Here is a 15595-nt window from a genome sequence, read left to right on the forward strand (position 1 = left end):
AATATGTATGTTGTAATTAATTCAGAATGTCATTCTATCCCTGAGCAGGCGAGACAACTCAAGTCAGAAGGGAATGCTTTGCTTAATTTTTTATTGAACCTTGGTTATGTCTCTGAGAATCCACCCCTTGCTGATTTATTAAAACAGTATCACACTTTAGATGGCGAATGGCTCGTGTTGACTCCAGTTCGTTGGGAGGCAACACATAATGATGCAATGATTGTCGCTTTGGGGCGAGATGTCTCGTTTGGCGAGAGTGAGTCGCGAGCATGGTTCGATTTGTTCTCGCAATATCTGGCTGAAGAAGACATCATACTTTATTATCATGATGCAGAAACATGGCTGCTTTGTAACAATAAAAAATACCCTTTAAATGCAAAACCACCGCATCACTTATTGCATCAATCCTTACTACCCGAATTAAGGCAACTTGATACAGCGATGCATTGGCAAAAATTTATAACTGAAAGCCAAATGCTGTTTGCCTCCAGACCCAACCAGACTTTAATTAATGGATTGTGGGTTTGGGGAAACTCAAAACTTAAGGAGAAGGAACCAATCAACATTTGTGTTGATGCGCATTTTCTTTCATTAGCCCAATTATGTAGTCGCCACGTTTCTTTATATCACGAAGGAGTAGCACTCAAAGATTATCAAATTTTACTGTTCTCTGAGTTATCTAGTCTGAGTAAACAACATCAAGAAGAATTAAAAAAGATGCCTATTCATTGGTATTGGAATAATACTGCCTACTCGATGAACACGGGCAGTTGGTATGCTCGTTTATGGAGAAAACTTATACATGCTTATTAAACAACGTCCCAAACCATCACACATACTCGAGTTACCTAATATGCCTGATGTACTCAGGCGAATACTCGCAAATCGAGGAATCAAAGAACCGCAGCAGCTGGACAAGCAACTCCAAACATTATTGCCTTTTGACAGTTTTAAAGGAATAAAAGAAGCATGCATCCGTTTAGAAAACGCTCTACGCGAACAGCATAGGATTTTGATTATCGGTGATTTTGATGCAGATGGCGCAACATCAACAGCACTTGCTGTTACTGCGCTACAGGCAATGGGGGCACAATTTGTTGATTATTTAGTCCCAAATCGGTTTGAATTTGGCTATGGTTTGACGCCACAAATAGTTGAAGTTGCCAGCAAATGGAAGCCGGCATTAATTATCACAGTAGACAACGGTATTGCGAGCATTGATGGTGTGGAAAAAGCAAACCAACTTGGTATCGATGTTTTAATTACTGATCATCATTTGCCAGCAGATACTCTTCCAAATGCTTGTGCTATTGTGAATCCAAATCAGCGGGATTGTAAATTTCCCAGTAAATCGATTGCTGGTGTTGGCGTTATCTTTTATGTCATGTTGGCTCTGCGCCGGCATTTGGTAAATGCTAATTGGTTTCATGAGATGAATATTAGTGAACCCAATATGGCAGGCTTTTTGGATTTGGTTGCTTTAGGTACCGTTGCTGATGTAGTGGGGTTGGATCAGAATAATCGTATTATGGTCAATCAAGGTCTGGCTCGAATACGTCAAGGACAGTGTCGTGCAGGCATTAAGGCTTTAATTGAAGTATCTGGTCGTGAATATGCTCGACTAAGAGAGTCCGATTTAGGTTTTGCTATTGCTCCGAGACTCAATGCTGCTGGACGCTTAGATGATATGGCTTTGGGTATAGAATGTTTAATTACGACCGATCAGCAACAAGCTAGAAATTATTGTCAACAACTTGATGAGCTCAATGAAGAAAGAAAGTTAATTGAGACAGAAATGAAAGAGCAAGCAATGCTCGCATTGGAAAAACTTACTCTAAGTACAGAATACACGAGCAATCATTTGCCTATTGCATTGTGTCTTTTTGATAAAACCTGGCATCAAGGTGTCATTGGAATTTTAGCCGGACGAGTGAAGGAACGTTACCATCGGCCAGTGATAGCTTTTGCAGAAGTTAGCGAGAATGAATTAAAAGGCTCAGCGCGTTCTGTTTCTGATTTAAATATTCGAGACGTATTGGCCGCAATCGATAAGGATCATCCAGATCTTATCAGTAAATTTGGTGGTCATGCTATGGCTGCGGGTTTGAGTATTCATCCAAAATCTCTGAAAGCATTTAATGATGCATTAGTTTCCGAAGTGAGCAAGCATATTGATTTATCTCAATGCGAAGGAGAAGTGCTTACTGACGGGCCATTATTGCCCGAAGAGTTTAGTATTGAAATTGCTCAATTAATCCAGCAAGCGGGCCCATGGGGACAGCAATTTACTGAGCCTGTTTTTGATAATGTTTTTGAAGTGCTTGACCAACGATTGGTGGGTAAAAATCATTTGAAAATGACTTTGGCGACTACAAAAGGTGATCAACAAGTCGATGCGATTGCATTTAATATCGATTTAAAATCTTGGCCAAACCACAGAGTTAAATTCATCCATGCAGCTTATAAGCTGGATATTAATTTTTATCAGGGACGGACACGTTTGCAATTACTTATCCAAGCGATGAATGTGGTGAATAAAGAGCCATAGCCTAGATTAACGCAGAGTAATCTCGGAGACTATATCCCGTCATCCCTCGCTACCTTAGGGATGACGTGTTCTTCTAAGTTCCATCCAGGTTATATTTTTGCACAAAATTTTTAGTTTCGGTTATAATCAACATTTTTTAACCGAATAACAATAGTGACAAATATCCTGTTTTCGCCTTTGGCTATTGCTCCGATGATTGATTGGACCTACAGCCACTTCCGAGTTTTTATGCGTATTTTAGCTCCTCATGCACTTTTGTATACGGAAATGCAAACTACTGGAGCGATACAAAATAATCCTCTACGCTCTTTGCAATTTCATGTAAAAGAGCACCCAATAGCACTTCAGCTAGGTGGTTCAGAGCCAGAAACATTAGCACAATGTGCCCAACGTGCGGAGCAAGAAGGGTATGATGAAGTAAATATCAATCTTGGCTGTCCTAGTGATAAAGTTCAAGCAGGGCGTTTTGGGGCTTGTTTGATGAAAGAAGCAAAACAAGTTGCTGCTTGCATCCATGCCATGCGGCAAGCAGTGACGATCCCTATTACAGCCAAAACCAGAATCGGCATCGATCATCAAGACAGCTATGAGTTTTTTAGTGATTTTGTACATCAATTGGTTGAGGCCGGAGCACAAAAGATTATTGTGCATGCACGAAAGGCTTGGTTAAATGGTTTAAATCCAAAACAAAATCGAACAATTCCACCTGTTAACTACGATTATGTTTATCGTTTAAAAAAAGAAATTCCTGAAGTTCCTGTAGTGATCAATGGTAATATATTGAATATTAAAGAAATTAATGAGCATCTCCACCATGTCGAAGGGGTGATGCTTGGACGTTTGGCATGTGATAATCCTTTTCAAATAGCAATGATCCATCACGCACTTTATCTTAAGAGTCAAAAGAGCACTCGGAGCCAAGTATTTAATTACTATTTGGATTATTTACTTGAAGAATACAGCAAAGGTGTTTCTCTTAGTTTATTGGTAAAACCTATATTTAATCTTGCTTTTGGTTTACCCGGTGCCAGCCAATGGAAAAAAAAGTTGATGCTTATTTTGCAGGAAAAAAATCTCTCGCTGTTTCATGAGTTAGGTGAGTATTTACAGAATATTGAGGCGCACACAGAGACTTTATAAGTTAAGTTTTATTATGTTAATGCAATTTTGCGGCAAGTTGTATACTGATTTGTGCATCACTTAGCTAGTAAAATATTGTATACTATGAGCGGAAGTTGCGGAAAATTATGTTTTAGTTACCTGTTTGTCAGAAAACTGCTCTTTTTACTCAGTTTAAACCATGAAGGTTCACTTAAATTATAAGGTATTCATAGTATTTTTCCCCAAATTTTAGTACATTAACCAATTTGTTATTTGAAATCTCCAGAGGATTATTTAGGCCATGCTGAATACGTTGATTAAGAAAATGTTTGGAAGCCGAAATGAGCGTACATTGCGGCGGATGGAAAAGGCAGTAATGGCAATCAATGCGTTTGAACCACAAATGCAAGCACTAACTGATGCTGAGTTAGCTGCAAAAACCGAGCATTTTAAAGCACGTTTAGCAGAGGGCGAAAGCCTTGATGAAATGTTAGCAGAAGCTTTTGCTACAGTAAGAGAAGCATCTGTGCGTACTCTAGGCCTGCGCCATTTTGATGTACAATTAATTGGTGGAATGGTATTGCATGAAGGTAATATTGCTGAAATGCGCACTGGGGAAGGTAAAACATTGGTGGCAACCTTGCCTGCATACTTAAACGCAATTACTGGTCGTGGTGTACATGTTGTTACTGTGAATGATTATCTTGCTAAGCGTGACAGCCAATGGATGAAGCCTATATTTGAGTTTTTAGGTTTAACTGTGGGTGTTATTTTCCCTGATATGCCCCATCCTGCAAAACAAGAAGCCTATCGCTGTGATATCGTTTACGGAACGAATAACGAGTATGGATTTGATTATTTGCGCGATAATATGGCCTTTAGTCTTGAAGACAAAGTACAAAGAGATTTAAATTTTGCCATAGTGGACGAAGTGGATTCTATTCTCATCGATGAAGCACGTACGCCGTTGATTATTTCTGGTGCAGCTGAAGACAGCTCTGAACTTTATATCAAAATTAATAAATTGATTCCTCATTTGAAGAAACAAGAAGAAGAGGGTGGTGAAGGGGATTATACTGTTGATGAAAAACAAAAGCAGGCGCATCTTACTGACGCAGGCCATCAACATATTGAAGAATTATTACTTAATGCAAAACTTCTGGATCATGGTGAGAGCCTATATCATGCCAGTAATATTATGCTAATGCACCATGTCAATGCCGCATTAAAAGCCCATGCTATGTTCCATCTTGATGTGGATTATATCGTTAAAGACGGTCAAGTAGTTATTGTTGATGAGCATACTGGTCGTACCATGCCTGGTCGCCGATGGTCAGAAGGATTACATCAAGCTGTTGAAGCGAAAGAAGGTGTTTCTATTCAAAATGAAAATCAAACTCTTGCTTCAATTACATTCCAGAATTTTTTCCGTATGTATAATAAATTATCCGGAATGACTGGAACAGCAGATACAGAAGCATATGAATTGCAGCAAATCTACAATCTTGATGTTGTTGTTATTCCAACAAATAAACCTATGGTTCGCAAAGATGAACCTGACTTGGTTTATTTAACTCAAAAAGATAAATTCGAAGCAGTCATCACTGATATTCGTAAGTGTGCCGAACTGAAACAACCTGTACTTGTAGGTACTGTTTCAATTGAAGCATCTGAATTTTTAAGTCAACTTCTTAAAAAAGAAAATATTAAGCATCAAGTACTTAATGCTAAGTTTCATGAAAAAGAAGCACAAATCATTGCCGAAGCTGGTCGGCCTGGGGCAGTAACTATTGCTACCAATATGGCGGGTCGAGGAACAGATATTGTGCTTGGCGGAAGTTTAGCTGCTGATTTGGCGCAATTACCTGAAACGGCAAGTGCCGAAGAAATTGAAGCTGTAAAACAAGTGTGGCAAAAACGACATGATGAAGTACTTGCAGCCGGCGGACTAAGAATTATAGGTTCGGAGCGTCATGAGTCACGACGTATTGATAATCAGTTACGTGGACGTTCAGGTCGTCAAGGCGATGTGGGAAGCAGTCGTTTTTATTTGTCGCTTGAGGACAATTTGATGAGGATATTTGCTTCAGAGCGTGTTGCATCGATGATGCGTCGCTTGGGAATGCAGCCTGGTGAACCTATTGAGCATAGTTTGGTAACCAAAGCAATCGAGAATGCGCAGCGTAAGTTGGAAGGACATCATTTTGATGTCAGAAAGCAGCTTTTAGATTATGACAATGTGGCGAATGATCAAAGACAGGTCATTTATACTCAACGTGCCTCAATCATGGATATGGTGGATACTGAGGAAATGATAAATACGATGCGAGATGATGTTATATCAAATCTGGTTGAGACTTATATTCCTCTACAAAGCTTAGAAGATCAATGGGATCCAAAAGCTTTAAGTGATGTCCTGATGGATGAATTCAAACTCAAAGCACCAGTGCTTGAGTGGATTGAAGAGGATCATCATATTCAGCCAGAACAAATTAGAGAAAAAATTCTTGATCTTGCTGCACGGAAGTACAATGAAAAAGTAGCTCAAGCCGGAAGAGCCACGATGTCACAGTTTGAAAAGTCTGTGATTTTACAAACATTGGATAATCAATGGCGTGAACATTTGGCTGTAATGGACCAATTGCGTCAGGGGATTCATTTACGTGGTTATGCACAAAAGGATCCAAAACAAGAGTATAAAAAGGAAGCATTCACTCTGTTTACTACAATGCTCGATAATTTAAAATATGATGCAATTCGTTTAATTTCTTCTGTTGAAATTCAAACTGAAGAAGACGTTAACGCAGTCGAAGAGCAACGCCGTGCTGAGCAGGTGAGCAAGATGAACTTGCAACACGGTAATTATGCTGATGAGAATGAAGATGATACTCAGCCGCAAACATACAGACGACAAGAAAAGAAAGTTGGTCGAAATGATCCTTGTCCATGTGGCTCGGGTAAAAAATATAAAGCTTGCCATGGAAATCTAGTGTGAGCATCTCTGTTGCCGTAGCGGTCATTATTGATGAGCAACAACGAATCTTAATTACTCAACGTCCTCTCCATGTACCTCATGGAGGATGTTGGGAATTTCCTGGTGGAAAGTTGGAAGCGGATGAGTCCTCATCGTCTGCATTAATTCGAGAAGTGAAAGAAGAGCTTGGCTTAGAGGTTCTCCGATATCAATTATTAGGCGAAGTAAACCATCAGTATTCTGACAGAGTAGTAAAATTAATTATTTTTCTTGTTGACCAGTTTTCTGGAGTGCCTTTCTGCTTGGAAGGTCAATTGGCTATGAAATGGGTTGACCATCAAGAATTAAATACGGAATATTTCCCCGAAGCAAATCACGAAATAATTGCAATGTTGAAAAGTTATTTGATAGGCAGCTTGGGAGCTGCTTAGCGAAAACCAGGTTTAAATCCTCAAGTTTTCCGAATTTGGCTGTGCCGCACTCAGGCTACAAAGCCACATTTTTAATTAAAATCAAGATACAATGGGGCATGATCCGAAACTTCATCATCCATTACAATAAATTGATTTACAACAATGTCTTGTGAGGTCAGTATATAATCTGCATATTTCTCATTTTTTTTATAATAACGGGTTCTTGTTGAGCTAATGTTGTTCACTGTAATCAAGTTATTCATTCCTTGCTCAATAATGTGCATGCTTTCTGTATCAGGTCTTAAGTTAAAATCACCACACAATATTTTGGGTGTATTGATAGTATCCATAAAATGGCGAATACGATGTGATTGATTGATTCGTTCTGGGCTATCTTTCTTGCCTTGCCCGGTCCATAGGCCATGTACATTAAGAATGGAGTAAATTTTTTTGTTGATTTCACATTCAACCCATTGCAAGTTTCTGGGATGATTTAATCCTACTCCAGGGTAATGTTGTTTTTGATGAATGTTTATCTCTCCTTCACCTAAGATATCAATATTATTTTTCAATAACATCGCAATTCCATAAACATTTTCTACAGCTGGTTTAAAAATAGCAAAATGATTTGGAAGGAGTTGTTGTAAATCTGCAAAAATATTTAAGCTAAGTTCTCTATCTTCTTCAGTTACTGTTCGGTGGGCGTTGTAATACACTTCTTGTAGGCAAAATATATCAATATCACGATGCTCACTGATAAATTTTAATAGAGGATTTCTTAGATGACCTCCCCATAAATTTAAAGTAATTAATTTCATTTATCACTGAGTTCCTTATGTTCGCTATACACCATATTACTTACAACACTTAAACGAGCTTTGCTTTTCAACTGATTGTGATTCATAGGGTAAAATATTCATCACTTATTTTTTTGCCTCGTGTAGATATAAAATATGTAAATCGATTACCTTTTTTGCTAACTGCTCAATCTCCATATCATTAACTATCATATCATCTGCATTTTCTAAACGTTTTATGATATCCGGCTGGGTTGATAAAATAGCATGAGCTTGTTCTTTGCTGGATTGATCACGCTGCATTAGCCTTGATATTTGTGTTTCTTTTGGTGCGCATACAAGTAAAGTTCGATTAATATAAGGATAAGCTTGTTTTGTAATAAGCAGTGGTATTTCTATGACGCAATAAGGTGTGATGCAGGTATCAACCCGTTGTTTAATCTCTTGGCGTATCAGAGGATGTAAGAGTTGTTCAAGCCACTGACGCTCTTTATGGTTAGAAAATATGATTTCTCTTAATTTACTACGATCCAATTCATCATCTTCTTTAAGTACCTTATGACCATAATGCTCAATGATCTTTCTGTATGCGTTTTTGTTCTTTTGGGTTAATTCCCTTGATATTTTATCAGCATGAATTACTTCAACTCCCAATTTGGAAAAGAGTTCAGCAACCGTAGTTTTCCCACTTGCGATATCGCCTGTTAATCCAACACAATAAACCATATTTTTAGATCTCGTTTTTATTCATGCATGTTACTACATTAATATAACAGGTATAAGGAACAGAGCTTTTTTGCCTGCAATATGCGTTAGCAGCCAATGCAGCATCATCGCGAGTTGGATAAAGATTACTTCGCCATGCGGATGCTTCTCGATCAAAGGCCGTACATTGCCACATGGGCATTACGTTGACACCATTAATAAACTGTATACATCCAGCTTTAGCTGTTCTGCATGTGGCTGGTGCTTTACTGCCTTTTTTACAGGCAGCATAAGAAAGATTTAACGCCATTTTTTGGTAAATGTTTTCTGAAGTCCATTGAGTTTGGGTGGCATCATGAGCTGAACATTGCCAATAACTACCGGCTATTGGTTCCGCAAAACTTGAAACTGAGACACCTAGAATAAGAAAAAAACAGCTTCCTCTGTGCTTATTCATTTTTTTCTCCCTGAAGCAGTTCAATTAATTGTTCAACATGCAAGGCTTTTGAAAAATACCAGCCTTGAAGAAATCGAACCTTATTGTATAATAAATAGTCTAGCTGTTCTTTTGTTTCTACACCTTCTGCAATAATATTTAAATTAATTTTTTTTGCCAGTTGAATTATTGCATCATTTAGTGTTTCTGTAATGGCTTTAGTTCCTATGGAGTGGATAAATAATTTGTCGATTTTCAGATAATTAAAAGGATAGTGTTGTAGATAGCTGATGCTTGAATGTCCTGTCCCATAATCGTCTATTGCCAATGAATACCCTGCTTTTCTAAGTTCTTGCATTCTGTTGATGTAAATTTGATTATTCATATCAAGCAAATAACGTTCCGTTATTTCTAATAATATTTGTTGGGGCGAAATAGAATGGTGTTGCACCAGTTTATAGAATCGGGGGAAAAAATAATTATCAGTAAAATGTAACGCACAAATATTAAATGATAAATAAAAAGTAGGTTGGGTTGTTAAGATATTTTTAGACTCTTCAAATGCTATCTCAATAAGTTGCAGTGTTATTGGAACAATTAAGCCTGTATTTTCAGCTTCGTCTATAAAAAGATCTGGCATTATAATTTCATCGTAATTGTCCTGCCATCTTAATAGAACTTCAGCACCTGAATAGACCTTGTGTTTTGCATCAAATAATGGCTGATATACAGGATAAAATTGTTCACGACGAAGAGCCTGCTTTATTGCACCATGTAGTGAATAATGCTTATTGAGGATGTTTCTAATTATAAAATATAAAAAAAGTGACAGGACTAAAATATCGAGACTAAGTAAGATTTGGTTATACCATAGATTATTAATTACTATTTGATTGGGTTCAGTAACTGTAAGTATAACTCCATCAAGACTAGATAATTTTGTTGTGGCGAATATCTTTTCAGATGTAAAAGATGAGTCAAATGATACTTTATTTATCCAGGAGTCATCTTTTATTTCTCCTACTCGGATAATTTCCTGCTTCTTATTTGTATCGTAGAGCGTAACTGTACGTGAACCACTGTTGGGAATATGCAATGTACCTTCCAATATTGGGGACATAATTACTATTTCTACCTGATAAGCACCAATTTTTTTTTGTATTGCATAAATCGGATGATTAAACATTGGCGAATCGAATGGCCCAATGATTGTCTGTTGTAGATTCTTATTTAAGAGGAACGTCTTATTATTAGGTAATGTAGAACATACAATTTGATGTTCGGGATCACGAATTGCTAATTCAGAGATTTGTGGGTGATTTCTGAGGATGTGTTGTAAATAAGGAATAAAATCGCCAGCACAGGTGAGATTATTCCGTTTGTATGTAGGAATTAGATACGAACTTTGAAAAATATCATTTATAAAGTGGTCAACCTTAAATGCCAGTTTATTGCTTGCTTCTGTAACTAAAGTAAACGAGTTAGTGACGTTGTTATGCCAGTTGATATAAGAAAAAACCACAAGTAAAAAAATGGTGAAAGATATCCAGAGTAATTTGAATTGTTTATAAACAAAAAATGTCAGATTTCTGAATGTTTTTCGCATAGTTTAAGGTGTTGCATAAGCTTCCTTTATAGAGTGTAGTGTGATTTCTGCTAATTTCCCAATTACTTCATGGCTTGTATTTAAAGGAGGAAGCCAATAGAGTGTATTTCCTATTGGTCTTATTAATGCGCCTTGATTTAATGCATTCTGATACACTTTATTACCTATTCGATAATGTCCTGTGTCTTCAAGGTCCGCTGCGACGACTGCACCAATTCCGCGAATATTGCTTAATCTACCTGAAACTTCTGCTATTTCAGATAAAGTAGTTAGCATGTATTCACCTAGATTTTTAGCCTGATCAACTATTTTTTCTTCGTGCATCGTGTGAATAGTTGCTAAGGCTGCACTAATGGCGAGTGGGTTGCCACTATAGGTGTGTGAATGCAAAAAGGATTTACCACTGCTGTAGTCTGCATAAAAAAGATCAAAAATAGAACTATCAATCATGATACAACTTAATGGAATGGAGCCAGAAGTTAATCCTTTAGACAAACAAATCAGATCCGGTTCTACATCAGCATGTTCTGAAGCGAGCCATTTGCCAGTACGTCCCACTCCAGTCATTATTTCATCTGCGATAAGATAAATATCTTTACTTTTGGCCCAGGTCGATAGTCTTTTAAGAAAATCGGGGCTATAGCACAACATTCCACCAGCACCTTGTATTAGTGGTTCAACAATAATCGCACAGACTTTATCACTAACTGCTTCTAACTCTTTTTCTACTACAGACCAATATGCATCACAATTATTCCAGAGCGGATCTTCTTTTCCAGAGATATAAGGAATATTTTGAACAAAATGGCAGGTTAGACCAAATGATGTATATGGGGCTTTATAAAGTCCCAAATCACTGATACTCATTGCCCCCAGAGTTTCTCCGTGATACCCATTTTTGAGTGCAATAAATTGATTTCTATCTGTAAAACCCTTGATTTGGCTTGCATGGATCGCTAATTTCATTGCTATTTCAACAGCGCTGGAGCCATCGCTGGCAAAGAAAACATGTTGTTTTTGGGTAATTTTAGCAAGCTCTTCTGCTAACTCAATAAGTTGAGGGTGTGTTGTATTAGCCGTAATAACATGTTCAAAGCGATTAAGTTGTGCCGTTATTGCTGATATCACGCGAGGATGGCCATGACCTAAAGATTTACACCACCAACTGGAAATTGCATCAATCAATGGACCTTTATCAGTATAAAGATAACTGCCTTCTGCTTTTTCAATTAGCAGAGGGGGACAGGTTTCAAAATCTTTCATTTGTGTGCACGGGTGCCAAAAATGTTTTAAGTCTCTATTAATTAATTCGGATACGTTAACCATTTTTAAAATTTTGGTTGACAAGATTGAGCGGCACTTTATCATGTTACGCTACGTAAATAAAATCAAAAATATAGAATATAGCGAGGTTGTGCTTCGTTTGCTAAAGATATAGGAGCATAATTTTTTATCTGAAACCAGGGTTATGGTTTATGCCTTCACCCTGGTTACACTGTTTTAATATCCTTGATAGGAGGAACTGTTGTGACTCAAGCTAAGAAGCACTGGTCTGTTTCTGAAATTACAGCGCTTTATGAGCAACCATTTAATGATTTGTTGCACCAGGCGCATGCCGTACATAGAGAATATCATCAACCTAATTCATTACAATTTGCTACTTTACTAAGTATTAAAACGGGGGCTTGTCCTGAAGATTGTGGGTACTGTTCTCAAAGTGGTCATCATAAAACCCATGTTGAAAAAGAAAAGTTAATGTCAGTTGATGAGGTATTAAAAGCAGCGCAGGACGCCAAAGATGGTGGTGCTAAACGCTTTTGTATGGGGGCTGCATGGCGTTGTCCACCCGATAAAGTGATGACTGAGTTACAAGAAATGATTAAAGGCGTGAAGTCTTTAGGTTTGGAAACGTGCATGACTTTAGGCATGCTAAATCCAGAACAGGCTGCTAATTTAAAAGAGGCTGGTTTGGATTATTACAATCATAATATCGATACATCACCTTCTTATTATGAAAAAGTAGTGACCACACGTAAATTCAGCGATCGCTTAGATACATTAAATAATGTGCGAGAAGCAGGGATTAATGTGTGTTGTGGTGGGATCTTAGGCTTGGGTGAGACACGTGAAGACCGCATCGAATTTTTATTAACCTTAGCAAATATGGAAAGTCCTCCTGAGAGTGTTCCCATTAACCGCTTAATACCTGTAGAAGGAACTCCTCTTGCAAAAGCTCAGCCAGTAGAGGGTATTGAGTTAGTGCGGACAATTGCAACGGCTAGAATATCAATGCCTAAAAGTGTTATTCGATTGACTGCAGGACGAACTGAAATGAGCGATGAACTACAAGCGCTTTGTTTTTTTGCGGGTGCAAATTCAGTATTTATTGGTGATAAATTATTAACTGAAGAAAATCCTCAACGAGCCAAGGATAAAACCCTTTTTAGTAAGCTAGGTTTAACTGAGATGGTATAAATGCCTATAAGTCATAAGATTAAGGATTATACAAATCAGTTAGCTCATGAAGGACTATTAAGAAATAGATTCATCAATGCAGATGATGCGTCATTAGTTCATTTTGACAGCAATGACTATTTATCGCTAAGCAAAGACAAATGTATTTCAGAGGGATACCAGCGTGGGTATTCGTTGTATCCTTCTGGTAGTGGTGCTTCAATGTTGCTCAGTGGTTATCACCCAAATCATCGAGCAGTTGAAGAGGCATTTGCTAATTTATTGGCAGTAGATGAGTGCATTTTATTTTCCTCCGGATATGCAGCAAATCTTGCCGTTACAGCGTTACTTGGTAAATTAAAAGTACATTGTTTTATTGATAAAGAAATACATGCATCGATTTATGATGGTTTCGCTTTATCAAAGGTGAACTACTCACGCTATTTGCATAATAATTTAGATGACTTAGAACGTAAAATAACTTCTGCTAAGGGCTCAGCCTTAATTACTGAGGGTGTGTTTAGTATGAGCGGCCAATTGGCTCCTTTAGCAAAACTCTCATCTCTTTGTAATACAAATCAATGTGCTGTCTTAGTTGATGAGGCGCATTCCTTTGGAATCTTAGGTTCCCAGGGAAAGGGTGCTGTAGCGCTTCATGGTTTAACTCAAAATGAAGTTCCATTAAGGGTTATTCCCCTTGGGAAGGCTTATGCTGCTCAAGGAGCACTTGTTGCTGGCAAAGCAGACTGGATTTACGCGTTATTACAAGCAGGGCGTTCTGTTATTTACTCAACTGCGGTTAGCCCGGCTCTAAGTTATGGTTTATTGCATACATTGGATTTTGTTGTTAATGCAGAAGACAGACGGTCGAAATTAACTCAGCTAATCACAATATTTAGGTCATATATTAAAAAGTCTCCTTTAGTTTGGGCTGATTCGATTAGCCCAATTCAACAATTACAATTAGGCTGTCCCCATCTAGCATTACATTATGATCGTGAATTGAAGAAACATGGCATTAGTTGTTGTGCAATAAGAAAGCCCACCGTAAGTACCAAAGCATCCGGTTTGCGTGTCATTTTGAATTACAATCATACTCCTGAACAAATTCATGAGTTATTTGATAAGTTAAGTGCTATTTATGAATATAAACATCCATAGTTATGGAGAAGGATTCCCACTTGTTTTCCTGCATGGATGGGGATTTGACAGTCGGATCTGGTTGCCATTAATGCCCAAGCTTCTTCTCATGGATTATCAGGTCATATTAATTGATTTGCCAGGATTTGGTCATAGTCCAATTATGGATTGGAATTCATTTAAAGAGTTTTTAGTAAATCAACTGCCAAATAAATTTGCATTAGTCGGTTGGTCTATGGGTGGGTTATATGCCATGCGTTTTGCAGTAGAAGAACCAGATAGAGTAACTCATCTTATTAACGTGACTTCATCCCCACGATTTTTACATGATGATTTATGGCCGGGCGTTTCCCAATATGTTTTTAAAAAATTTTACAAAAATTTATTAGAAGCACCACATGATACGCTAAAAGAATTTATGGAACTTAATGGACTATCTACTGCTGATAGGTTGCAACACCTTCCTGATAAACTTCCATCTCCAGGAGGATTAGCATTAGGCCTGAAAATTCTAGAAACTTGGGATTTACGTGCGGAGCTAAAACAGTTTAATAAACCAACATGTTTTATGTTTGGTCGACTGGATCCTATTGTTCCGATTAAAACGATGAACACCATGCAGCTGAGCTATCCAGAGTTTAATTACATACTGTTCAAACGTGCTGCGCATATGCCATTTTTATCTCAGGTAGATTTATTTATCGAGGAAATCCGAGGACTCATTAAATGAAGCGTTTTTTTATTACTGGTACTGACACTGACTGCGGAAAAACCTATGTCACGGCAAGTCTGTTAAAACACTTTTCATCGGCAGCTGCAATTAAGCCTGTGGCCAGTGGATGTATGGAAATAGAAAATAAGCTAGTGAACAGCGATGCGCTGTATTTACAAGAAAATTGCAAGCACAGTATCAGTTTGGACGTAATAAATCCCTGGCGATTTAAATTGCCCGTTTCACCTCATATTGCTGCACATAATGAAGGAGCTAGTTTACTCATTAATGAAATAGCTGATTATTGCCTGAACTTGCAGTTGGATGGCATTGAAACATTATTTATTGAGGGGGCAGGTGGACTAATGGTTCCCCTAAATGATCATGAGACTTGGATTGATTTTTTACAAATGACGCAGATCCCTGTTATTTTAGTAGTGGGTATGAAATTAGGATGTATTAATCATGCTTTGCTCACAGAGGCTGTTTTACATGCAAACAACATTAAATGCGCGGGATGGATTGCCAATTGTATTGATCCCAATATGCAAGCTTTATCAGCTAATATTGAAACGTTAAATCAAAAACTTACTTCTCCTCTTTTGGCACAAGTACCCTTTGCAGGTAACATTACAATAATTGATTTCTAATCCCTTGTATTCATCCACAATACGATACTACAAAAAAATATTCTCTAAAAACAAGGCTA

Annotated in this window: 14 protein-coding genes; 9 read left to right on the forward strand and 5 right to left on the reverse strand. The window is 37.7% G+C overall.

The window, feature by feature from the left end; translation table 11 throughout:
- Nucleotides 1–3: 3 nt before the first annotated feature.
- The 5 genes from BGO44_RS07600 (at nucleotide 4) to mutT (ending at nucleotide 7054) form a co-directional block, all read left to right on the forward strand.
- A complete protein-coding gene (locus tag BGO44_RS07600; protein WP_273200067.1) occupies nucleotides 4–813 on the forward strand; it encodes a hypothetical protein in 810 nt (269 codons plus the stop codon).
- A complete protein-coding gene (gene recJ / locus BGO44_RS07605) occupies nucleotides 803–2548 on the forward strand; it encodes a single-stranded-DNA-specific exonuclease RecJ (RefSeq protein ID WP_273200066.1) in 1746 nt (581 codons plus the stop codon). The genes BGO44_RS07600 and recJ overlap by 11 nt, the downstream gene beginning before the upstream one ends.
- A gap of 153 nt (nucleotides 2549–2701) precedes the next feature.
- Entirely contained in the window at nucleotides 2702–3688 is a 987-nt protein-coding gene (dusA, locus tag BGO44_RS07610; protein ID WP_273200065.1) for a tRNA dihydrouridine(20/20a) synthase DusA, read from the forward strand.
- 262 nt (nucleotides 3689–3950) lie between these two features.
- Complete coding sequence (secA, locus tag BGO44_RS07615) at nucleotides 3951–6644, forward strand: preprotein translocase subunit SecA (RefSeq protein ID WP_058510252.1); 2694 nt, start codon at nucleotides 3951–3953, stop codon at nucleotides 6642–6644.
- Entirely contained in the window at nucleotides 6641–7054 is a 414-nt protein-coding gene (gene mutT / locus BGO44_RS07620) for an 8-oxo-dGTP diphosphatase MutT (RefSeq protein WP_058510253.1), read from the forward strand. The genes secA and mutT overlap by 4 nt, the downstream gene beginning before the upstream one ends.
- A 71-nt stretch (nucleotides 7055–7125) precedes the next feature.
- Here mutT and BGO44_RS07625 read toward each other — a convergent pair whose 3' ends face one another.
- The 5 genes from BGO44_RS07625 to bioA all read right to left on the reverse strand — a co-directional run bounded on the left by BGO44_RS07625 (nucleotide 7126) and on the right by bioA (nucleotide 11906).
- Nucleotides 7126–7854 carry an endonuclease/exonuclease/phosphatase family protein gene (locus BGO44_RS07625; protein ID WP_058510254.1) on the reverse strand — a complete coding sequence of 243 codons (729 nt, stop codon included), beginning with the start codon at nucleotides 7852–7854 and terminating at the stop codon, nucleotides 7126–7128.
- Between the two features lie 105 nt (nucleotides 7855–7959).
- Nucleotides 7960–8559, reverse strand: coding sequence for a dephospho-CoA kinase (coaE, locus tag BGO44_RS07630; protein ID WP_273200063.1), 600 nt, complete (start codon nucleotides 8557–8559; stop codon nucleotides 7960–7962).
- 4 nt (nucleotides 8560–8563) lie between these two features.
- Entirely contained in the window at nucleotides 8564–8995 is a 432-nt protein-coding gene (locus BGO44_RS07635) for a hypothetical protein (protein ID WP_058510256.1), read from the reverse strand.
- On the reverse strand, nucleotides 8988–10580 hold the full coding sequence (locus BGO44_RS07640) for an EAL domain-containing protein (RefSeq protein WP_273200062.1): 1593 nt from the start codon (nucleotides 10578–10580) through the stop codon (nucleotides 8988–8990). The genes BGO44_RS07635 and BGO44_RS07640 overlap by 8 nt, the downstream gene beginning before the upstream one ends.
- Nucleotides 10581–10583: 3 nt before the next feature.
- Entirely contained in the window at nucleotides 10584–11906 is a 1323-nt protein-coding gene (gene bioA / locus BGO44_RS07645; RefSeq protein WP_273200107.1) for an adenosylmethionine--8-amino-7-oxononanoate transaminase, read from the reverse strand.
- Between the two features lie 201 nt (nucleotides 11907–12107).
- Between bioA and bioB the strand changes: the two genes are divergently transcribed.
- The 4 genes from bioB to bioD are packed head-to-tail and all read left to right on the forward strand — an operon-like array spanning nucleotide 12108 to nucleotide 15536.
- Entirely contained in the window at nucleotides 12108–13055 is a 948-nt protein-coding gene (bioB, locus tag BGO44_RS07650) for a biotin synthase BioB (protein ID WP_058510258.1), read from the forward strand.
- On the forward strand, nucleotides 13056–14195 hold the full coding sequence (locus tag BGO44_RS07655; RefSeq protein ID WP_273200061.1) for an aminotransferase class I/II-fold pyridoxal phosphate-dependent enzyme: 1140 nt from the start codon (nucleotides 13056–13058) through the stop codon (nucleotides 14193–14195).
- The gene (locus tag BGO44_RS07660; protein WP_273200059.1) at nucleotides 14176–14904 is read left to right on the forward strand and encodes an alpha/beta fold hydrolase; all 729 of its coding nucleotides are present in this window, start codon (nucleotides 14176–14178) and stop codon (nucleotides 14902–14904) included. Before BGO44_RS07655 ends, BGO44_RS07660 begins: the two co-directional genes overlap by 20 nt.
- Nucleotides 14901–15536, forward strand: coding sequence for a dethiobiotin synthase (gene bioD, locus BGO44_RS07665; RefSeq protein ID WP_058510261.1), 636 nt, complete (start codon nucleotides 14901–14903; stop codon nucleotides 15534–15536). The genes BGO44_RS07660 and bioD overlap by 4 nt, the downstream gene beginning before the upstream one ends.
- Nucleotides 15537–15595 lie beyond the last annotated feature (59 nt).

This window comes from Legionella sp. 39-23 (assembly GCF_001897665.1).
GTDB classification, from domain to species: Bacteria; Pseudomonadota; Gammaproteobacteria; order Legionellales; family Legionellaceae; genus Legionella; species Legionella steelei.